This is a genomic window from Pseudomonas sp. SR18 (genome assembly GCF_023701505.1).
Lineage (GTDB): Bacteria > Pseudomonadota > Gammaproteobacteria > Pseudomonadales > Pseudomonadaceae > Aquipseudomonas > Aquipseudomonas cyclaminis.
In genome coordinates this window covers 1-20,158 of record NZ_JAMQAU010000025.1, presented here as the reverse complement: position 1 = coordinate 20,158, position 20,158 = coordinate 1, and the positions used below count along the sequence as shown (strand labels likewise).

The following is a 20,158-nucleotide window of genomic DNA, read 5'->3' as shown; positions in this document are numbered from 1 at the left end:
CACGGCCAGAGTCATGGCCACTGGATGGCGATCTCACCATGTTTACCGACCGACGGATCGAGCGGCATCAACTTCCTTATTTCCTGCAGGTGTTTAACCGCGTCACCGACAAGCCCATCGGATATTTGGGTAACCTCTCTGACGACGGGCTGATGTTGATCAGCCAGTTACCCATGATGGTCGACGCGGAGTTCGAGTTGCGCTTGAAAATTCCTGGGGCTGACGACACCTTCCATGCCATTGACCTCACGGCGACCTGCCTGTGGAGTCATGAAGATATCAACCCGCAGCATTACGATTCCGGGTTCAGCGTGCTTCAGGCGCCCGAGGAATATGGGCAGCTCATCAAGGCGCTGTTGCATTACTTCAGCTTCGATCCCTTGGAGGCCTCGGCCTAGAAGCAGCATGCAGTCGACATGTCCGGGGGAATGGTGCTGTCCCCCAGCAGTCGTGCGCTTTTTTCAGAAGACTCCAGCTTTTTTCCAGCCCAGGTAGCGTGTTACCAGGGCGGCGCCCATGGCTGATGGCAGCGTATCCAGCACCGACAGACCGTGTGCGTTCAAACGGTCATGCAATTCGTCCCGCATGTTGAGGTAGTCGACAGTGCCGCTGTAGGCCAAAGCCTCGGGCAACGTCTGTACGGGAGACTGGCGCAGTAGATCGAGGACTTCCTCCCGCATACTCGCCACCAGCACCCGATGTTGACGGCTGATGCGTTTGACGGCGCTGAGTAGTGCTTCATCGTCCTCATCCCGCAGGTTGCTGACCACGATCACCAATGCCCGCCGCTTTTGCCGGGCCAGCAGTTGGCTGGCCGCCGCCTCGTAGTCGGCAGTTCGGCGGGTGGTGTCCAGGTCATAGACCGCATTGAGCAACAGGTTCAACTGACTACTGCCCTTGACCGGCGCCAGGTAGCGTGGGTGGTCGCAAGCAAAGGTGCACAATCCCACCGCATCGCCCTGGCGCAAGGCTACATAACTGAGCAACAGGCAGGCATTGAGGGCGTGGTCGAAGTGTGACAGTTCATCATCCTGGCTGCGCATGCGTCGGCCGCAATCGAGCATGAACACGATCTGCTGGTCGCGCTCGTCCTGATACTCTCGTGCGATGGGAGTACGTTGCCGCGCAGTGGCTTTCCAGTCGATCTGCCGCAGGCTGTCACCCTCACGAAATTCGCGCAGTTGATGAAACTCCAGCCCCAAGCCCCGTCGTTGGCGTTGACGCACCCCCAGTTGGCTCAGCCAGTTATCCACCCCCAGCAGCTGTGCCCCGTACAGTCGGGCAAAATCCGGATAGACGCGGGTGGCATCCTCGACTTCGATAAAGCGCCTGGCGGACCAGAGGCCCAATGGGCTGGGCAGGTGGACTTCGCATCGACTGAACGTGAAATGCCCGCGCCGTAAAGGCCGTAGCCGATAGCCCAGCTCGCTGCGTTCACCGGGGCGTAACTCGATGGACTGGGGCAGGTTTTCCAGGCTCAGCCCGTCGGGAACGTGATCGAACACCTGCACCGTCAACGCTTGTGGAGAGCCATGTTCCAGGACCAGGCGTACTTCGCCCCAGCGTCCCAGCGCCAGGCTGCCGGGCATATGCCGATGCACGTTCGGTGGTGGTCTGCGGCGCAGTCGCAGCGCGTCCAGCAACGCCAAGAGGAACAGCGCCAGGAGCAGACCCCACGCCACCGAGTGCAGGGTGTCGGGCACCTTGAACTGCAAGGCTGCCGCAGTGCCCAGCAGGATGTTCAAGCCCAGCAGCACGCCAAGCCAGACTAATAACAGACGGGTCGGTTTCATGGGCGCTTCATTGCCGGGGTGCCGGAATCTGGTCGAGCAGTTGCTTGAGCACCTGGTCGACCTCCAATCCGTCGATGTCCAGTTCTGGTGCAAGGCGTACCCGATGACGCAGTACCGCAAGGGCGCAGCTTTTGATGTCATCCGGCGTGACGAACTCGCCCCCACGTAGCAGTGCACGGGCGCGGGCGCCGCGTACCAGTGCGATTGACGCTCGTGGGCCGGCGCCGATGGCCAGGCCTGGCCAACTGCGTGTGGCTCGCGCCAGGCGCACGGCATAGTCGAGTACGTGTTCATCCAGGGCCAGTTCACTGGCGATCTGTTGCAGTTGCAACACGTCTTCGGCCTGCAGCACTGTACGCAAAGGTTGCACATCCAGCATGTCGGCCCGTGACGAGCGCGTCACTTCTCGCACCATATCCAGTTCCTGCTGCGCGTCGGGATAGTCCATGCGTACCTTGAGCATGAACCGGTCCAGCTCGGCTTCCGGCAGGGGGTAGGTGCCTTCCTGCTCGATTGGGTTCTGCGTGGCCAGCACCATGAACGGCTGGCCGATGGGCAGGGCTTCACCTTCGAGGGTGACTTGCCGCTCCTGCATGGCTTCGAGCAGGGCCGCCTGGGTCTTGGCTGGGGCCCGGTTGATTTCGTCGGCCAACAAGAGGTGGGTGAACACGGGACCCTTGCGCAGTTTGAACTGCTCGGTATGCAGGTCGTACACGGCATGGCCGGTGACATCGCTGGGCATCAGGTCCGGAGTGAACTGGATCCTCGCGAAGTCCCCGCCAAAGCAACGGGCCAGGGCGCGCACCAGCAAGGTCTTGCCCAGCCCGGGTACGCCTTCGAGCAAGACGTGGCCGCCGGCGATCAGTGCGGTCAGTACGTCATCGATCACCTGATCCTGCCCGATCACCGCCTTACGCAGTTCAATACGCAGAGCTTGGGCTTGCTTGCTGGCGCGTTGCAGGGGTTCGCCGGTCGAGGCTGTGGTGCTGGGGAAATCGCTCATAGGGCATTCCTGAGGGTTTGCAGGCATGCCACCTGCCGGCTGAAATCGGCGCTGGAAAGCCGTTTTGCCGGGAGTGGGCCGAGGGCCTGGCTGATGACGTGAGAGGGTTGGCGCGTCAGGTGTTCCAGTACCCGCCATTGTTCTGCTTTGTCGAGATGTTCGAAGCCTGGATGGCGACGTCGGGCCGCACGCAGAATATCGTGCTGCAAAGCCTGCAATAGCGTGCCTTGACCGCTGCGGCGCAGCAGAAAGTCGGCGCTGGCTTTCAAGTGCTCCTGCAATTGCCGGCGCGCCTTGGAGGCTGGGGCCTGGATCGGGCCCTGGCGCATCCAGGCCTGCCAGAGTCCCAGGGCTATCAGTGCAATGAGCGCAACCACTGCCTGGGGGAAGTAACGCAACAACAGGGTGAACAGATCATCCACGTTGCTGTTGGACAGCAAGGTGACGGCAGTGCCCTGGTTCAGATACCACAACAGCCAGGCATTATCGTGTTTGCCGATCTCGGGTGTTTTCCACAGTTCGCTGTCGGTGATTACCGTAACGCGGCCTTGCCCGAGGTCAAGTTGCATCAGGTGGCTCGACCTGGCGCTATTGGCTGAAAATTGTGCGAGGTGCCTGGGGTCGATAAGGTTGAAGTCGGTATCGAAGCTGAAGTAGGCCGGGGCGGTGTCATTGTCGATATAGAGTTTCGTCAGGTCCGGCGCTTTCTTTTTACTGGCGGGTGCGGGCTCTTCGGGTTCGTCACTCAGCACTTGGTGGATATGCAGGCGATCGAGCAACAGGTCGCCGCTTTTGCCGGTATCTTCATCCCAGAGTGCTTCGGCCACTAACAACAGATGTCCACCGGACTTGGCCCAATCCAGCAACTGTTCGACCTGGCGTGGCGACATGTTGCTGCGTTCTTCCAGTAGCAACAGACTGTTGCCTGCGGCCGGCAGGGTGGCCAGGCGTTCGAGGCTATTGGCATGTTCCACGGGCAGGCCTTGCTGGCGCAGAAAGTGTTCGGCAGCCAGGTAGGGATTGGCCAGGGCTTGCGGAGCGGGACCGCGGTCCACCACCTCTTCATAGGGGATCGCCTTGTTCCAGGCGTAAAAGCCGCCCGCAGTGATCAGGCATGCCAGCAGCAGTCCTATCCCTAGTAAGCATCGGTTCATTGGGCGCCCTCCGAACTGAACAGGGCACGCCAATCGTTGCATAGTTTTTGCTGGGCCGAGGCGGGTGGGAGTTGATGACCGTAGGCCAGGTTTTGCCAGTGTCGGGTCAACTCATCGCTGAACGCCATCAGTTGTGGTTGCTGTAACAGGTGAACGCGTTCCAGCACCTGGCCTTCAGTGTCCGCGCTTTTAAGGGGCAGGTTGAAGTCATGCAGCAAGCGGCTCAGCAGGCCGCGATACAACAGGCCAAGGGCTTCCCGGGGTTGGCTCGACCAGAGTTGCTCGGCAGTGCTGGCGATGTCCCTGGGCAGGCTCTCTGTGCCCAGCTCCAGACCGAACAACTGGGCGGGTACTGCTTTGGCGGCTTTGGGTTTCCCTGGCCCGCGCCGGCTGACAAAAGTACGCAGCCATTCCCGATAGCGCCATATCAATAGGACCAGGCCGCCGATCAGTACGCTCCACAACAGCACTTCCAGGCCCTGGGCGACATGCTTGAAAGTATTGCCGTTGAAGTTGTCCAGCAGTGCCTGCAGCCACGCCGGAAGTTTGCCGTCACTGTGTGTCTGGTTTTTAACGGCGGGCTTTTCTTCGCCAAAGCGGTAGCGAGTGACGGTCTCCGGGTTTTTGAAGGGGGGCTGGTCCAGAAGCGACTTGATGGATTGGCTTGCGCTTTCATGGCTCAGTGTTTTGCCTTCCTCTGCCATGGCGTGCGGGCTGTATGGCAGGAATGTCAGCCCGAGCGCCAGCAGTAAAAGCGACGCTACGTTGCTCAGGCGCTGGCGCAGGCGGCGGAATACAAGCTCCAGGTCCCACGCTTCCAGCACGGTGCGGCGATTGAGATAAAGGCTGAAACCACAGGCGACATAAATGGGCTCCCAAAACACCAGTATCAAGGCATAGAACGCGTTGCCCAGATGCTCCAGCCACAAGGCTTCGGAACCCGTAGCCAGCGCCAACCGTTGCCAGTCCCAATCCAGTTCAAGTTGCTGCGGAATGAGTAGGTAGAACAGCGCCATGCAGCCAAACCACAGCCCGATTTCCAGGTGCACCCCGACAGTGGTCAACCAGCGCGCGGCACCGGCGTTACGTTGCAGCAGCACGCCCAGGCGTTGTTGACGCGCCTGGCCGTCGAGGCCTTCGAGCTGACTGACCGGCATCACAAAACTGCGGCTGAGGCTTAGCCTGCGCCAGGTCAGGCTGGCCAGCAGTTGGCTGTTAAGCAGTTTTGGCCATTGGCGCACAGCCTGCTTGAGGCGAGGCGTTTCACCGAACAGGGCTTTGGAGAGAATGAATAAAGGCAAGCGGTCGAACGCCGGTTTGAACCACCAGAACAGGAACATGGCCGTGGATGGGTAGTTCCATAGCAACGCGGTGAGCACGGCAAACACCGGCAGGGTCACCAGCGCCCAGCTCCCCATCAACAGCAGGCGATGCTCCCGGGCCATTGATACGCCAAGGTCCATGGCCTCCCATGCGGTTCGCGGGCGAATCGCCACGCTGGCATCACTCAGGCGCATGGCGAGTCCGTCCGGCAAAGGTCAGGTAAGCAGCCACCAACAGCCAAAGTGCAGTGCCCACAAGGTATTTTATCCAAGGGTCGATTTGGGTGGTGGAAGACCAATAGGCTTCGATAAAGGCTGCGATCAGCAGGAACACCATGACACCGCACAGCAGTTGCACGCTCTTGCGAGCGGCAAGTCGCAAGGATTCGCTGCGTGTCAGTTGCCCAGGCGCAATCAGCGCCCAGCCCAGTTGCAAGCCTGCGGCGCCAGCGAGGGCGATAGCCGTCAGTTCAAAGGCACCATGGCCGATGACAAATGACCAAAAGGTCTGCCCATAGCCGATTTCGGTCAGGTGCCCGGAAATCGCGCCGATGATCAGCCCGTTGAATATCAGGAAAAACACACTGCCCAAGCCGAACAGCAACCCCGCGGCGAATGTCTGGAAGGCGATGCCGACGTTGTGCATCACGTAGTAGCCAAACATCATCCAGTCTTCGCTTGACGCCCGTTCGGCGGCGCGACCCAGGCGGCTGGCATCGGGGTCATACATGCCCTGCATTTCGGCTACCTGCTGTGGGCTGACAATGCTGTAGATCAGGTCGGGAAACAGGTAGACCAGCAGGGCAATGCCCAGCAGGCTGCCAAAGAACAGCAGGCTGGCAATCAACACGAAGCGCCATTGTTCCCTTACTTGTCGCGGAAAGTCGGCCAGTAGGAAACTCAGTACATTCGCCGCCAATTGGCTGCGGTGGCGATAGAGTTGTTGATGGCCGCGCAATGCCAATTGTTGCAGCGGGTCCACCAGGTAACTGCTGTAACCACGCTCCTGGGCCAGGGCCAGGTGCTGGCATAGACGGCGGTATTGATGAGGAAAGTCGGCGAGGTCACCGGCCTTGGCCTTGCCTTGTTCCAACTGCTTAAGTTGTTCGGCAAAGGCTTGCCATTGGGGCTGGTAACGGCTTTCGAAGAGGCTCTGTTTCATGTTGGCCCCAGCAGGCCACGGGCCACGCCATTGAGTTGCTCCACGGCACGTGCTGGGGATACTTGCAGCGGTGTCGCGAGGATGGAGGCGAGTTCGTGTACCCGCTCGGGGGACAGCTCAGCCTGGCGTTCGGCGAAACCCAGGATCGCCCGCTGCTCACTCAGGTCCAGGGCAAACGGTAGGCGCAGTGCTGCAGCTTGAGGTATCTGGGGGCGTGCCAGGGGCTGCTCGCGATAGACCACCAAGGTGCCGGCGGCCAGGTCGCCAAGGCGTTTGAAGTGAGGGTGCTGCAGGCAACTGATGGCGCCGAGGAAGTAGCCGAACGGAAGCATGTCGACGAACCGCAGCAGGTTGCGGATCAGTGACGCTGACCAGCCTATGGGCGTGCCATCGTCCTGCACTACCCGCAGGCCCATGACCTGTTTGCCCGGTGAACAGCCCTGGTTGAGGACCTCGAACAGCACCATGTACCACCAACTGACCAGGAACAGCAGCAGCGAGCCCAGGCCGATCCCAATATTGCCGAGCAGGGCTAATGGCACCATAAATACGCCCATGATCACTGCGCGTGCGCCGAGGTCAAAGGCAAATGCCAGCACCCGTGGCACCAGGCCGGCGGGGCGCAGTGGCAGGTCGATGCCCTCTGGGGTTTCGATCTGGTAGCGGGTATCCAATGGGGCTGATGGCATCGCGATCCTTGGCAGTGCAGAGCGGCTGGGTGACACGGATGCTAACAGCGTCGGCGATGGAAGCAACCACTCAAGGTTTTGCTGGATGTTTGTACAGTTGATTTGGTGCTGGCCCCGAACCAGGCCCAGCGCCTAGACTTTGTCGATCTTCAGCACAGGAATAGCCCGTGACCACCATTTTCTGGTACGACTATGAAACCACCGGCATCAACCCGCGCAGTGATCGACCGCTCCAGGTAGCGGGGATTCGTACGGATCTCGAACTCAACGAGGTCGGCCCGCCGGTCAACATCTACTGTCAGCCCGGCGACGATATCCTGCCCCATCCCGCCGCGTGCGCGATTACAGGGATCACCCCCGCCATACTGGCCGAAAAGGGCCTGGCCGAGGCTGATTTCATGACCCGCGTACATGCCGAACTGGCAACTCCGGGAACATGTGGTGCCGGCTATAACACATTGCGGTTTGACGATGAAATGACGCGCTACAGCCTGTATCGCAACTTCTTCGACCCTTACGCGCGCGAATGGCAGGGCGGTAACAGTCGTTGGGACTTGATCGATGTGGTTCGCACCGCCTACGCCCTGCGTCCGGAAGGCATCGACTGGCCGCAGCAGGACGGGCGTGTGACCCTCAAGCTTGAACGTTTGACGGCTGCCAACGGCATCGATCATGGGCAGGCCCACGATGCGTTATCCGACGTGCGCGCCACGATCGCCCTGGCTAGATTGGTGCGCGAGAAGCAGCCAAAACTGTACGACTGGCTGTTTCAATTACGCAGTAAACAGCGAGTGATGGACCAGGTGCGCCTGTTGCAACCAATGGTGCACATATCAGGGCGGTTTTCCGCCGAGCGTCATTACCTTGGCGTTGTCCTGCCCTTGGCTTGGCATCCGCGCAACCGCAACGCGTTGATTGTCTGCGACCTTGGCCTGGACCCTCAGGGGCTGCTTGACGCTGACGCCGCCACCTTGCGCCAACGCCTGTACACCCGTCGTGATGACCTTGCCGAAGGTGAGTTGCCGGTGCCGCTGAAGCTGGTGCATATCAATCGCTGTCCGGTTGTCGCGCCCTTGAACGTATTGCGGGTCGAAGATCGTGAACGCCTGCAATTGGATATGGACATTTATCAGGCGCGGGCGCTGCGGCTAACTGACGCACAGGAACTGTGGCGCGATAAGTTGGCGGTCATTTATGCCGACGAAGATTTTTCAGGGAATACCGACCCGGAACAGCAGCTTTACGACGGCTTTATTGGCGATCGTGATCGACGCTTATGTGAACAAGTCCGGATGGCAGAGCCCGAGCAATTAGCAAGACAGCAGTGGCCTTTTGATGATCATCGATTGCCGGAATTATTATTTCGCTACCGAGCGCGTAACTTCCCCGATACGCTGAACAGCGAGGAGCTACAACGCTGGAAACTTTTCTGTCAGCAACGTTTGTCCAGCCCTGAATTTGGCGCACCCAATACCCTTGAGGCATTTAATCAGGCGCGGCAGGAGTTGGCTGTTAGTGCGACGCCGTTGCAGCAGCAGGTGCTGGTGCAGTGGCAGGAATATGCCGATGCTTTAGCGGCCCGTGTGAATCTGTAATTAGGTTGTGCAGAATTGACGGCCAATAAAAAACGCCAGCAAGCTGGCGTTTTTAATGTGTTGCGTATCAGGCGCAGGCCTGGCAAAGCTTAGCCCAGCAGGGTAGCCCAGCCTTCAACCACGTCACCGCCCCACTTGGCTTTCCACTCTTTCAGCGTTTTGTGGTTGCCACCTTTGGTTTCAATCACTTCGCCGTTGTGCGGGTTTTTGTATTGTTTGACCTTGCGAGCACGCTTGGTACCGGTAGTTTTCACGGCGCCACGAGGTGCTTTAACTTTCGACTCTGGATCCAGCAGCGCGATGATGTCACGCAGGGATTTGGAGTATTCACCCATGAGGGTGCGCAGTTTGCCTTCGAATTCCAGCTCGGTTTTCAGCTTGTCGTCTTGGGACAGGTTCTTCAAACGGGCTTGCAGCTCTTTGATAGCTTCTTCGGTGGCACGGTATTCGTTGATCAGAGACATGTGGACTACCTTATGTAGAACGCTGATTGACAGGGACAGTGGCCCAATAATAGTCAGGCAGTTTCCCCAAGTAAACATTTAGGTCGCATTTATGTGAATTACTTTGAATGTTTTTAGCACACCTAATGCAATCGAGTTAATTATCACGGTGTAAACCTAAAGATAATATTGCTGACATCAGGGAACAGCCTTGGGGGCACAGTAAATTCATAGTAGCGGTGGTAATCCTTGGGTTGGCGAGGGGGAGGTCGCGGGCAGGTGAACAGAATAAGCGCTAACGAATACTGCAGTTTTCCTGCGTAATCGCTAGAATGGCGGCCTTTGCGAAGTTCTGGAGTTTCCCCCTAATGCGCACTTTTCGGCTGGTGATTGCTTGCCCGGACCGGGTCGGCATCGTTGCCAAAGTCAGTAATTTTCTGGCCTCCCACAACGGTTGGATCACCGAGGCGAGCCATCACTCGGACAATCTCAGCGGTTGGTTCTTCATGCGTCATGAAATCCGTGCCGACACGCTGCCCTTTGGCCTTGAGGCTTTTCGCGAGGCCTTTGCGCCAATCGCCGAAGAGTTTTCGATGACCTGGCATATCACCGACACCGAGCAGAAGAAGCGCGTGGTGTTGATGGCCAGTCGCGAATCCCACTGCCTGGCCGACTTGCTGCACCGCTGGCACAGTGATGAGCTGGACTGCGAGATCGCGTGTGTAATCTCCAACCATGACGACCTGCGCAGCATGGTCGAGTGGCACGGGATCCCGTACTACCACGTGCCGGTCAACCCACAGGACAAGGAGCCGGCGTTCGCCGAGGTTTCTCGCCTGGTCAAGCAGCATGAGGCTGATGTTGTGGTGCTGGCGCGCTACATGCAGATCCTGCCGCCGGAACTGTGCCGCGAATACGCCGGCAAGGTGATCAACATTCACCACAGCTTCCTGCCGTCATTTGTGGGGGCCAAGCCATACCACCAGGCGTCCCTGCGGGGCGTGAAGTTGATTGGCGCAACCTGCCATTACGTCACCGAAGAGCTGGACGCCGGTCCGATCATCGAGCAGGACGTAGTGCGCGTCAGCCATAGCGACAGCATTGAGGACATGGTGCGCTTCGGCCGCGATGTCGAGAAAATGGTGCTGGCCCGTGGCCTGCGTTACCACCTGGAAGACCGCGTGCTGGTACACGGCAACAAGACTGTCGTGTTCTGATCAAGGCGTTCTGATTGAAGAATGAAGGGCCTGGGCGTTAAATCGCTGCAGGCCCTTTTTCTTTGTGTGCCATTGAGGATTGACCGATGAGTGACCCACTGGACAAAGCCACCTCCAAAGCACCTGCGACATTGGGTGAAGGGTGCTTGAGCCGGTACGATCCGGATGACCTGGACAGTGAAGACGGCACCGAATTTCCGGGTGCCGCCGAGCTGTGGGAGCGTGAGCAGGCCAAACCGGATCCCGCTGCTGAATAAAGCAGATCAGATCCGGAAGCTGCCCACCAATTGTTTCAACCGTGCCGCCTGCTGTTCCAGGTCGGTGCACGCGCGCAGAGTGGAGTGCAGGTTTTCCACGCCTTCCTGATTGAGGGTGTTGATCTCGGTGATGTCCATGTTGATTGACTCCACCACCGAGGTCTGTTCCTCCGTGGCAGTCGCCACCGACTGGTTCATGCTGTCGATCTCGCCAATGCGTTGAGTCACGCTGTTGAGGCGCTCACCCGCCAGGTTGGCAATCTCTACGCTGTCATGGCTGTGGCGCTGGCTGTCGCTCATGGTGCTGACCGACTCCCGCGCGCCGACTTGCAGTTCCTCGATCATCTTTTGTACTTGTTGCGCCGATTCCTGGGTGCGGTGCGCCAGGTTGCGCACTTCGTCGGCGACGACCGCAAACCCGCGTCCGGCTTCACCGGCACGGGCCGCTTCGATGGCAGCGTTCAACGCCAGCAGGTTGGTTTGCTGGGAAATGCTGGTGATCACTTCGAGAATCTGGCCGATGTTCACGGTCTTGCTGTTAAGCGCTTCGATATTGCTGCTGGAGGCGCTGATCATTGCAGACAACTGAGTCATCGCCTTGATATTGCGCTCAACCACCTGTTGACCGTCTTCGGCCAAGTGCCGTGCATCGCTGGCCTGGTTGGAGGCCTGCGCAGCGTTGCGTGCGATTTCCTGGGCGGCGGCGCCCAGCTCGTTGATGGCGGCAGCCACGCTGTTGGTGCGGTTGGCCTGTTCGTCAGAGTTGACCATCGACGAGTTGGACGCGCTGACCACCCGCAGTGCCACTTCATTCACGTGCTCGGTGGCCGAGGACACTTCGCGGATGGACGTGTGAATCCGCTCTACGAAGCGGTTGAAGGCATTACCCAGGATGCCGAATTCATCGTGGTTCTGGATGGTCAGGCGGCGCGTCAGGTCACCTTCGCCGTCGGCGATGTCCTGCATGGCACGGGTCATCACATGCAGTGGTTGCAACAAGACACGAATCAGCATGCCCAGCAAGGCAATGATGATCACCACGGCAATGATCGTGGCGATCACCGCCGAGGTGCGGAATTCGCTGAGCATGGCGTAGGATTTATCTTTATCCACCGAAATACCCAAGTACCAGTTCACCGACGGCAGGCCTTTGATCGGTGTGAAGGTCACGATGTTGTCCTTGCCGTTGGCTTCGACTTCACTGAAGTCGCCACTGATCTTCGGCGTATGTTTTGGATACACGTCGGCCAGGGTCTTCATCACCAGGTTTTTGTCCGGGTGTACCAGCACTTTGCCATCGGCGCTGACCAGGAATGCATAGCCCATGCCGCCGAAATTCAGCGCGCCAATGTTATCCACCAGGGTTTGCAGGCTCAGGTCACCGCCCACCACGCCAATGCTCTGGCCGCCTTTGGCGCTGGGGGTGGCGATGGAAATGATCAATTGCCCGGTAGCGGCATCAATGTACGGCTCGGTCAGGGTCGAGCCGTTGCTGTTCTGGGCGCCCTTGTACCAGGGGCGAACCCGTGGGTCGAAGCCGTCCGGCATCTTGGTGTCGGGGCGAATGGTGAAAGCCCCTTTGCTGTCACCCACGTAGGTCGCCATGAAGGAGGATGTCAGGCTTTTCTGTTCCAGCAGGCTGGCAACGGTCGAAGGCTCAGGGTTGATGGCGATGTTTTGTGCGGCGTTTTCCACTAGCGCAATGCGCCCGGTCAGCCAGGTCTGAATGTTGCTGGCGGTGACATCGCCCATTTCGTGAAGGTAATTGTTGAGGTCGTCACGGATAGCGTTACGTTGTAGGTAGTCGTTGTAGAGGGTGAACAGGGCAAAGGCCGCGATGACGATAAGGGAGGCTGCAAGCAGGATCTTGTGGCTGAAGCGCAGATTTTTATTCATAGCTTGAAGGGTCCGCTAAGGTCTTAATATCCGAAGCGCGTCCTTGTGGAACACGCGAAAGGGTGGCGTAAAAAAAGTTTGATATTTCCGTTGGTCCCTGTAGGAACTATCTGAGCGATTTTTAGACTTTATGGGTCTCACATCTTTCTTATCGACCTGGCGACACTAAAGCTTAACCATGGGTGACGAAATGCCTGATTCCACGCAACTCCTAATCGGTGCCGGTCTTGATGGCCAGCCCATTGCCCAGGCCATGCGCCTGGCCAACCGCCACGGGCTGATCGCCGGCGCCACGGGCACCGGCAAGACCGTCACGTTGCAACGCCTGGCTGAAGCCTTCAGTGATGCGGGCGTGGCGGTATTTGCGGCGGACATCAAAGGTGACCTCTGTGGCCTGGGTGCCGCTGCCAATCCTCAGGGCAAGGTGGCCGAGCGTATTGCCGGGATGCCTTTCCTTAATTACACGGCCAAGGCGTATCCCGTTACGTTGTGGGATATCCACGGGCAGTCCGGTCATCCGTTGCGCACTACCATCAGTGAAATGGGGCCGTTGTTGCTGGGCAGTCTGCTGGAACTGACTGACAGCCAGCAGTCGGCCTTGTACGCAGCGTTCAAGGTTGCGGATCGCGAAGGCCTGTTGCTGCTGGACCTCAAGGACCTCAAGGCACTGCTCAACCATCTACGCTATCACCCGGAACTGCTCGGTGAAGACGCGGCGCTGATGACCACCGGTTCCAGCCAGGCGCTGTTGCGGCGCCTGGCTGTCTTGGAACAGCAGGGGGCGGAGGCGCTGTTTGGCGAGCCGGCCCTGCAGCTTGAAGACATCTTGCAGCCCACGGCTGACGGGCGTGGGCGCATCCACTTGCTGGACGCCAGCCGCCTGGTGCATGAGGCGCCGAAGGTGTATGCGACCTTCCTGCTGTGGCTGTTGGCGGAGTTGTTCGAGCAGTTGCCGGAGCGCGGCGACGCGGATAAACCACTGCTGGCGCTGTTCTTCGACGAGGCACATTTATTGTTTGCCGACACGCCCAAGGCATTGCAAGAGCGCCTGGAGCAAGTGGTGCGGCTGATTCGTTCCAAAGGCGTGGGTGTGTATTTCGTCACTCAATCGCCGGGCGACCTGCCGGACACTGTGCTGGCGCAACTTGGTTTACGGGTGCAGCACGGCCTGCGGGCGTTCACCACGAAAGAGCAGAAATCCCTCAGGGCGGTAGCGGACGGTTTCCGGCCCAACCCGACATTCGATGCCTTGTCAGTGTTGACCGAGCTGGGCACGGGTGAGGCGTTGGTGGGTACGTTGCAGGAAAAAGGCACGCCGGAAGTCGTCCAGCGCGTACTGGTCGCGCCACCGCAATCGCGGATCGGGCCGCTCAGCACGGCTGAGCGCGCCGCACTGGTGGCGAGTTCGCCGTTGCAGGGCCGCTATGACAAGCCGATTGATCGGGAGTCTGCCTATGAAGTGCTGATGGCGCGTAAGGAGCTGGGTCCCACGGAAGAGGCCAGTCAGCCCGCCGAGGAGCCCAGCTTCACGGACAAGGCGGGTGCGTTCCTCGGAACCACCGCAGGCAAGGCGCTGAAATCGGCCATGCAGCAGGCAGCCAATCAGATGGGGCGCCAACTGGTACGGGGTTTATTGGGGTCTTTGCTGGGCGGCAGCAAGCGCAAATAGCGCTTCAGGCCTTGGGCTTGCCATGGGCGGCCAGGCGCTCAAGCGCGGCGCGCAAGCCTGGATCGCTGATGCCGTCGGCCGTGGCCTGAATAGTCTCGGCCGCATTTTCCGACAGGTCCATAGTATGGCCGGCTGCCCCTTGCTGCACGGTCGGTGGTTGCACCTTGAACTGGATGCGGGTCAGGCTGGCGAACTCATCGAATGCCATCAATTGACGCTGCAGACGTTTTTGCTGATAGCGCAACCGGGTGGCCCAATGACCGTCGGTGACAATTAACAGCAAATTACCCTCACGCCACGACGCTACATGGCAGTGCTCGCGGGCGGCGGGTTGCAGTTGGCTTTCGAGCAGGCGTTGCAGGTGGCCCAAGCGTTGCGCATGGCCAAAGATGGCTTTCAACGGCTTGGCTTCGCGAAGCAACACGCTGGGTGCGCGGGCTGTAAGAGGGCGAAATGCCATGATTGGACACCTTAAGTAACAGAGCGGCCATCTTAGCAGAATGCGTCTGCGCGGCCCCGGACAATGCATTGCCGGGGGGTTTCCCATGAAATCAATCGGCTCCATGGGTTGAAGTTCGCGCAAAAGCCCTTATTTTAAACAAGCCCTCTCACAGCACCATGCCAGCGTCGGGGAACAACGCCACTTTCCTCACCCACGATTCCGGGTAGAATGCGCGTTCGCATGCGGCCGTGAGGGCTGCTCGGGCCACTCACGGTGCGCCCTCCATCCCTATGTGTGGAAGAACCTGCCGATATGTTTGCGCCTTTGTTAAAGAAACTTTTTGGAAGCAAGAATGAGCGCGAAGTCAAACGCATGCTCAAGACGGTGCAGCTGGTCAATGCCTTCGAAGAGCAGATGGTTGCCCTGTCGGACGAGCAATTGCGCGCCAAGACCCAAGAGTTCAAGGCCCGCATAGCTAAAGGTGAAACCCTCGACAAGCTGCTTCCCGAAGCCTTTGCGGTCGCCCGTGAAGCCGGTAAGCGTGTCATGGGCATGCGCCACTTCGACGTCCAGTTGATCGGCGGCATGACCTTGCATGAAGGCATGATTGCCGAAATGCGTACCGGTGAAGGCAAGACCCTGGTCGCGACCCTGGGTGTTTACCTCAACGCACTGTCCGGCAAGGGCGTGCACGTTGTGACGGTGAACGACTACCTGGCTCGCCGGGACGCCAACTGGATGCGCCCACTGTATGAATACCTCGGCCTGACCGTCGGTGTGGTCACGCCGTTCCAGCCGCCGGAAGAGAAGCGCGCTGCCTACGCGTGCGACATTACCTACGGCACCAACAACGAATTCGGTTTCGACTACCTGCGCGACAACATGGCGTTCAGCATGGATGAAAAATTCCAGCGCGAACTCAATTTTGCCGTGATCGACGAAGTCGACTCCATCCTCATCGACGAAGCCCGCACCCCACTGATCATCTCCGGCCAGGCCGAAGACAGCTCGCGCCTCTACACCGAGATCAACAAGTTGATCCCGCGTCTGGAGCAGCACATCGAGGAAGTGGAAGGCGTGGTGACCAAAGAAGGTCACTTCTCCATCGACGAGAAGACCCGTCAGGTCGAACTCAACGAGGCGGGTCACCAGTTCGTCGAAGATATGCTGACCCAGATCGGCCTGCTGGCTGAAGGCGAAAGCCTGTACTCGGCGCATAACCTGGGCCTGCTGACCCACGTGTACGCCGGCCTGCGCGCCCACAAGCTGTTCCATCGCAACGTTGAATACATCGTGCAGGATGGCCAGGTGGTACTGGTCGACGAACACACCGGTCGTACCATGCCGGGTCGTCGTCTGTCCGAAGGCCTGCACCAGGCTATCGAAGCCAAGGAAGTGCTCAACATCCAGGCCGAAAGCCAGACGTTGGCCTCTACCACCTTCCAGAACTACTTCCGTCTGTACAACAAACTGTCCGGCATGACCGGTACAGCGGACACCGAAGCGTTCGAATTCCACCAGATCTACAGCCTGGCCGTGATGGTGATTCCACCGAACAAGCCGCTGGCACGTAAAGACTTCAACGACCTGGTGTTCCTGACCGCCGAAGAGAAATACGCGGCGATCATCAACGACATCAAGGACGGCCTGGCCCAGGGCCGCCCGATCCTGGTGGGTACCGCAACCATCGAGACTTCCGAGCACGTGTCCAACCTGCTCAACAAGGAAGGCATCGAGCACAAGGTCCTCAACGCCAAGTTCCACGAAAAAGAAGCAGAGATCATTGCCCAGGCCGGTCGCCCAGGCGCACTGACCATCGCCACCAACATGGCCGGTCGTGGTACCGACATCCTGTTGGGCGGTAACTGGGAAGTGGAAGTGGCGTCCCTGGACAACCCGACTCCTGAGCAGATCGCCCAGATCAAGGCTGACTGGCAGAAGCGCCACCAGGCCGTGCTGGAGTCCGGTGGCCTGCAGGTGATTGCGTCCGAGCGTCACGAATCGCGCCGTATCGACAACCAGCTGCGTGGTCGTGCCGGCCGTCAGGGTGACGCCGGTTCCAGCCGCTTCTACCTGTCCCTGGAAGACAGCCTGATGCGCATCTTCGCCTCGGATCGGGTGAAGAACTTCATGAAAGCCCTGGGCATGCAGTCCGGTGAAGCGATCGAGCACCGCATGGTGACCAACGCCATCGAGAAGGCGCAGCGCAAGGTTGAAGGCCGTAACTTCGACATTCGCAAGCAACTGCTTGAGTTCGATGACGTCAACAACGAACAGCGTAAAGTGATCTATCACATGCGTAACACGTTGCTGGCCGCCGACAACATTGGCGAGACCATCGCCGATTTCCGCCAGGACGTGCTCAACGCCACCGTCAGCGCACATATCCCGCCACAATCCCTGCCAGAGCAGTGGGATGTTGCCGGTCTGGAAGCCGCGTTGAAGAGCGACTTCGGTGTCGACTTGCCGGTCCAGCAATGGCTCGACGAAGACGATCACCTGTACGAAGAGACGCTGCGCGAGAAGCTGATGACCGAGCTGTTGGCCGCGTACAACGAGAAAGAAGAGCAAGCGAGTGCTGAAGCACTGCGCACCTTCGAGAAACAAATCGTGCTGCGCGTGCTGGACGACCTGTGGAAAGACCACTTGTCGACCATGGACCACCTGCGTCACGGCATCCACCTGCGTGGCTACGCCCAGAAGAACCCGAAGCAGGAGTACAAGCGCGAGTCGTTCACGCTGTTCTCCGAGTTGCTGGATTCGATCAAGCGCGATTCGATTCGTGTGCTGTCCCACGTTCAGGTGCGTCGCGAAGACCCGATCGAGGAAGAAGCCCGCCTGCGTCAGGAAGCCGAAGCACTGGCGGCGCGCATGCAGTTCCAGCATGACGAAGCGCCGGGTCTGGAAGCACCTGAAGTGTTGGGTGAAGAGGTCGATGTGGCCTTGGCTCAGGCTCCGGTTCGCAATGACCAGAAGCTGGGCCGCAACGAATTGTGCTACTGCGGTTCGGGCAAGAAATTCAAACACTGCCATGGCCAGATCGAATAAGATTTTCGCCTGACGCTGCAATACCCCGCGCCGCGACCGGCCTCTGCCGTCGCGGCGTTTTGCCATTAATTTCACCGTCGATTACGACGGCACAGACATCATCTATTTATAAGGAGCGCGTTCATGGCTGTTGGTCTTGGTCCTTTGCCCACATTGCACCCGGTTGCCGGTTTTGAGCTCGGTATCGCGTCGGCCGGCATCAAACGCCCGGGGCGCAAGGATGTGGTGGTGATGCGCTGTGCCGAAGGTTCGACCGTCGCCGGTGTGTTCACCCTCAACGCCTTCTGCGCCGCTCCGGTGATCCTGGCCAAGCAGCGCGTTGCCGGCACCATCCGTTACCTGCTGACCAACACCGGCAATGCCAACGCTGGCACCGGTGAGCCGGGTTTGGTTGCAGCAGCGCGTACCTGCGCCAAGCTGGCCGAGTTGACCGGCGTGAATGCCAGCCAGGTGCTGCCGTATTCCACCGGTGTCATCGGCGAGCCGCTGCCGGTGGAGAAAATCGAAGGCGCCTTGCAAGCCGCGTTGGACGACCTGTCTGTGGATAACTGGGCGGCCGCCGCCACTGGCATCATGACCACCGATACCCTGCCCAAAGGCGCGAGCCGTCAGTTCGTGCACGACGGTGTGACTGTTACCGTCACGGGTATCAGCAAGGGCGCGGGCATGATCCGCCCGAACATGGCCACCATGCTCGGCTACATCGCCACCGACGCCAAAGTCTCCCGCGACGTGCTGCACAGCCTGATCCTGGATGGCGCCAACAAATCGTTCAACCGCATCACCATCGATGGCGATACCTCGACCAACGACTGCTGCATGCTGATCGCCACCGGCCAGGCCAACCTGCCGCAAATCACCGAGGCCAGCGGCCCGTTGTTCGCAGCATTGAAGCAGGCGGTGTTTGAAGTCTGCATGGACGTGGCCCAGGCCATCGTGCGTGACGGCGAAGGCGCCACCAAGTTCGTGACGGTTGAAGTCAACGGCGGCGGCAATCACCAGGAATGCCTGGATGTCGGCTACACCGTGGCCCACTCGCCGCTGATCAAGACTGCACTGTTCGCCTCCGATCCGAACTGGGGTCGCATCCTCGCCGCCGTCGGCCGTGCCGGTGTGCCGGACCTGGACGTGAGCAAGATCGACGTTTTCCTCGGTGACGTGTGCATTGCCAGCCGTGGCGCCCGCGCCGAGAGTTACACCGAAGCCCAGGGTTCGGCGGTGATGCAGCAGGAAGAAATCACCATCCGCATTGAGTTGGGTCGCGGCGACTGCAGCGAAACCATCTGGACCACCGACTTGTCCCACGAATACGTGAAGATCAACGCGGAATACCGTACCTGAGCCTGGAGGATAAGCGCGGTGAAACGAGTGCATGTAGCAGCAGCGGTGATCCGCGGTGTCGATGGCAGGATCCTGCTGGCGCGCCGCGCCGATACTCAGCATCAGGGCGGTCTCTGGGAGTTTCCCGGCGGCAAGGTCGAGGCGGGCGAGTCCGTCGCTACGGCCTTGTCCCGCGAATTGCAGGAAGAACTGGGCATCCAGGTGACCACGGCGCGGCCGTTGATCAAGGTGCAGCATGACTACCCGGACAAGCAGGTGTTGCTGGATGTCTGGGAAGTCTCGGCCTTTACCGGCGAGCCCCACGGTGCCGAAGGGCAACCCCTGGAGTGGGTGGCACCTCGGGATCTGATCAATTACGAGTTCCCGGCCGCTAACGCTCCAATCGTTGCCGCCGCGCGCTTGCCCGCCGATTACCTGATTACCCCCGGCGAGCTGGAAACCCCGACCCTGTTGCGCGGGATTCAGAAGGCTATCGCGGGTGGCATCAAGCTGGTCCAACTGCGTGCGCCCAACGGTTACGACCCTAAATATCGCGACTTGGCGGTGGATGCGGTGGGGCTGTGTGCGGGCAAGGCACAGTTGATGCTCAAGGGACCGTTTGAATGGTTGGGGGATTTCCCTGCGGCCGGTTGGCACATGACCTCGGCCCAATTGCGCAAATACGCGAGCAAGGGCCGGCCGTTGCCGAAAGACCGTTGGTTGGCGGCGTCCTGCCACAACGCTGAGGAACTGGCGCTGGCAGAAATGATGGACGTGGATTTTGTCACGCTGTCGCCGGTGCAGCCGACCCAGAGCCATCCAGATGCCCAGCCTTTGGGTTGGGAGCAGGCGGCGGAGTTGATTCGTGGGTTCAGCAAGCCGGTGTTTCTGTTGGGCGGGGTTGGACCTGCAGAGCGGGAACAGGCTTGGGAAGCCGGGGCTCAAGGTGTTGCTGGGATTCGGGCGTTCTGGCCTGAGGGGTGATGTTGTCCTGACTGGCCTCATCGGGGGCAAGCCCCCTCGGGACTGTCATAAATTTTGTGTTCGGGCATAACATGTTGATAGAGGTGCATGTATGCCGACCAAAAAGAAACCGGCCCGTGAGGCCCCGCGAGACCTTCCATCCATTCCCCAAGAGCTGATCGACC

At 59.5% G+C, this 20,158-nt stretch carries 17 protein-coding genes and 1 pseudogene; 8 read left to right on the top strand and 10 right to left on the bottom strand.

Annotation, left to right across the window (positions count from 1 at the left end):
• Positions 1 to 38: 38 nt before the first annotated feature.
• Complete coding sequence (locus NDJ82_RS26135; RefSeq protein WP_158877838.1) at positions 39 to 398, top strand: PilZ domain-containing protein; 360 nt, start codon at positions 39 to 41, stop codon at positions 396 to 398.
• 63 nt (positions 399 to 461) lie between these two features.
• Here the strand turns inward: NDJ82_RS26135 and NDJ82_RS26130 are convergent, their stop codons facing one another.
• From NDJ82_RS26130 to NDJ82_RS26105, 6 genes are read right to left on the bottom strand one after another with little or no spacing between them, the layout of a single operon-like run.
• The gene (locus NDJ82_RS26130; protein ID WP_250926585.1) at positions 462 to 1,793 is read right to left on the bottom strand and encodes a DUF58 domain-containing protein; all 1,332 of its coding nucleotides are present in this window, start codon (positions 1,791 to 1,793) and stop codon (positions 462 to 464) included.
• A gap of 7 nt (positions 1,794 to 1,800) precedes the next feature.
• Entirely contained in the window at positions 1,801 to 2,796 is a 996-nt protein-coding gene (locus tag NDJ82_RS26125) for an AAA family ATPase (protein ID WP_099585522.1), read from the bottom strand.
• Positions 2,793 to 3,950: a DUF4350 domain-containing protein gene (locus tag NDJ82_RS26120; RefSeq protein WP_250926584.1), complete on the bottom strand. Its 1,158-nt coding sequence runs from the start codon at positions 3,948 to 3,950 to the stop codon at positions 2,793 to 2,795. The genes NDJ82_RS26125 and NDJ82_RS26120 overlap by 4 nt, the downstream gene beginning before the upstream one ends.
• A complete protein-coding gene (locus NDJ82_RS26115) occupies positions 3,947 to 5,467 on the bottom strand; it encodes a DUF4129 domain-containing protein (RefSeq protein ID WP_250926583.1) in 1,521 nt (506 codons plus the stop codon). The genes NDJ82_RS26120 and NDJ82_RS26115 overlap by 4 nt, the downstream gene beginning before the upstream one ends.
• Entirely contained in the window at positions 5,454 to 6,434 is a 981-nt protein-coding gene (locus NDJ82_RS26110) for a stage II sporulation protein M (RefSeq protein ID WP_099585632.1), read from the bottom strand. The genes NDJ82_RS26115 and NDJ82_RS26110 overlap by 14 nt, the downstream gene beginning before the upstream one ends.
• On the bottom strand, positions 6,431 to 7,123 hold the full coding sequence (locus NDJ82_RS26105; protein ID WP_099585519.1) for an RDD family protein: 693 nt from the start codon (positions 7,121 to 7,123) through the stop codon (positions 6,431 to 6,433). Before NDJ82_RS26105 ends, NDJ82_RS26110 begins: the two co-directional genes overlap by 4 nt.
• Before the next feature lie 167 nt (positions 7,124 to 7,290).
• Here NDJ82_RS26105 and sbcB point away from each other — a divergent pair, with 167 nt between their 5' ends.
• Positions 7,291 to 8,718 (top strand): exodeoxyribonuclease I, encoded by a 1,428-nt coding sequence (sbcB, locus tag NDJ82_RS26100; RefSeq protein WP_158877833.1) that lies wholly within the window; start codon positions 7,291 to 7,293, stop codon positions 8,716 to 8,718.
• Positions 8,719 to 8,807: 89 nt separating this feature from the next.
• Here the strand turns inward: sbcB and mvaT are convergent, their stop codons facing one another.
• Entirely contained in the window at positions 8,808 to 9,182 is a 375-nt protein-coding gene (mvaT, locus tag NDJ82_RS26095; protein ID WP_003175830.1) for a histone-like nucleoid-structuring protein MvaT, read from the bottom strand.
• 347 nt (positions 9,183 to 9,529) lie between these two features.
• Here mvaT and purU point away from each other — a divergent pair, with 347 nt between their 5' ends.
• Positions 9,530 to 10,378 (top strand): formyltetrahydrofolate deformylase, encoded by an 849-nt coding sequence (purU, locus tag NDJ82_RS26090; protein WP_015885632.1) that lies wholly within the window; start codon positions 9,530 to 9,532, stop codon positions 10,376 to 10,378.
• Positions 10,379 to 10,464: 86 nt separating this feature from the next.
• Positions 10,465 to 10,635, top strand: coding sequence for a hypothetical protein (locus tag NDJ82_RS26085; RefSeq protein WP_177411569.1), 171 nt, complete (start codon positions 10,465 to 10,467; stop codon positions 10,633 to 10,635).
• 6 nt (positions 10,636 to 10,641) lie between these two features.
• Here NDJ82_RS26085 and NDJ82_RS27795 read toward each other — a convergent pair whose 3' ends face one another.
• Entirely contained in the window at positions 10,642 to 11,406 is a 765-nt protein-coding gene (locus NDJ82_RS27795) for a methyl-accepting chemotaxis protein (RefSeq protein ID WP_502941248.1), read from the bottom strand.
• A gap of 93 nt (positions 11,407 to 11,499) precedes the next feature.
• Positions 11,500 to 12,531: pseudogene (locus NDJ82_RS27790) on the bottom strand (HAMP domain-containing protein); the annotation flags it as partial.
• Between the two features lie 190 nt (positions 12,532 to 12,721).
• Between NDJ82_RS27790 and NDJ82_RS26075 the strand changes: the two are divergent.
• Entirely contained in the window at positions 12,722 to 14,200 is a 1,479-nt protein-coding gene (locus NDJ82_RS26075) for a helicase HerA-like domain-containing protein (protein ID WP_250926581.1), read from the top strand.
• A 4-nt stretch (positions 14,201 to 14,204) separates the two neighbouring features.
• Here NDJ82_RS26075 and NDJ82_RS26070 read toward each other — a convergent pair whose 3' ends face one another.
• A complete protein-coding gene (locus NDJ82_RS26070; RefSeq protein WP_099585516.1) occupies positions 14,205 to 14,660 on the bottom strand; it encodes a DUF721 domain-containing protein in 456 nt (151 codons plus the stop codon).
• Between the two features lie 294 nt (positions 14,661 to 14,954).
• Here NDJ82_RS26070 and secA point away from each other — a divergent pair, with 294 nt between their 5' ends.
• From secA to NDJ82_RS26055, 3 genes are all read left to right on the top strand, one after another.
• The gene (secA, locus tag NDJ82_RS26065; protein WP_099585515.1) at positions 14,955 to 17,690 is read left to right on the top strand and encodes a preprotein translocase subunit SecA; all 2,736 of its coding nucleotides are present in this window, start codon (positions 14,955 to 14,957) and stop codon (positions 17,688 to 17,690) included.
• A gap of 123 nt (positions 17,691 to 17,813) precedes the next feature.
• On the top strand, positions 17,814 to 19,031 hold the full coding sequence (gene argJ / locus NDJ82_RS26060) for a bifunctional glutamate N-acetyltransferase/amino-acid acetyltransferase ArgJ (RefSeq protein ID WP_250926580.1): 1,218 nt from the start codon (positions 17,814 to 17,816) through the stop codon (positions 19,029 to 19,031).
• 18 nt (positions 19,032 to 19,049) lie between these two features.
• The gene (locus tag NDJ82_RS26055; RefSeq protein ID WP_112196608.1) at positions 19,050 to 19,994 is read left to right on the top strand and encodes a Nudix family hydrolase; all 945 of its coding nucleotides are present in this window, start codon (positions 19,050 to 19,052) and stop codon (positions 19,992 to 19,994) included.
• Positions 19,995 to 20,158: the final 164 nt, after the last annotated feature.

Coding starts and splice junctions, on each gene's coding strand:
- NDJ82_RS26135 (WP_158877838.1), top strand. CDS start 39: ATGTTTACCGACCGACGGATCGAGCGGCATCAACTTCCTTATTTCCTG.
- NDJ82_RS26130 (WP_250926585.1), bottom strand. CDS start 1,793: ATGAAACCGACCCGTCTGTTATTAGTCTGGCTTGGCGTGCTGCTGGGC.
- NDJ82_RS26125 (WP_099585522.1), bottom strand. CDS start 2,796: ATGAGCGATTTCCCCAGCACCACAGCCTCGACCGGCGAACCCCTGCAA.
- NDJ82_RS26120 (WP_250926584.1), bottom strand. CDS start 3,950: ATGAACCGATGCTTACTAGGGATAGGACTGCTGCTGGCATGCCTGATC.
- NDJ82_RS26115 (WP_250926583.1), bottom strand. CDS start 5,467: ATGCGCCTGAGTGATGCCAGCGTGGCGATTCGCCCGCGAACCGCATGG.
- NDJ82_RS26110 (WP_099585632.1), bottom strand. CDS start 6,434: ATGAAACAGAGCCTCTTCGAAAGCCGTTACCAGCCCCAATGGCAAGCC.
- NDJ82_RS26105 (WP_099585519.1), bottom strand. CDS start 7,123: ATGCCATCAGCCCCATTGGATACCCGCTACCAGATCGAAACCCCAGAG.
- mvaT (WP_003175830.1), bottom strand. CDS start 9,182: ATGTCTCTGATCAACGAATACCGTGCCACCGAAGAAGCTATCAAAGAG.
- purU (WP_015885632.1), top strand. CDS start 9,530: ATGCGCACTTTTCGGCTGGTGATTGCTTGCCCGGACCGGGTCGGCATC.
- NDJ82_RS26085 (WP_177411569.1), top strand. CDS start 10,465: ATGAGTGACCCACTGGACAAAGCCACCTCCAAAGCACCTGCGACATTG.
- NDJ82_RS27795 (WP_502941248.1), bottom strand. CDS start 11,406: ATGGTCAACTCTGACGAACAGGCCAACCGCACCAACAGCGTGGCTGCC.
- NDJ82_RS26075 (WP_250926581.1), top strand. CDS start 12,722: ATGCCTGATTCCACGCAACTCCTAATCGGTGCCGGTCTTGATGGCCAG.
- NDJ82_RS26070 (WP_099585516.1), bottom strand. CDS start 14,660: ATGGCATTTCGCCCTCTTACAGCCCGCGCACCCAGCGTGTTGCTTCGC.
- secA (WP_099585515.1), top strand. CDS start 14,955: ATGTTTGCGCCTTTGTTAAAGAAACTTTTTGGAAGCAAGAATGAGCGC.
- argJ (WP_250926580.1), top strand. CDS start 17,814: ATGGCTGTTGGTCTTGGTCCTTTGCCCACATTGCACCCGGTTGCCGGT.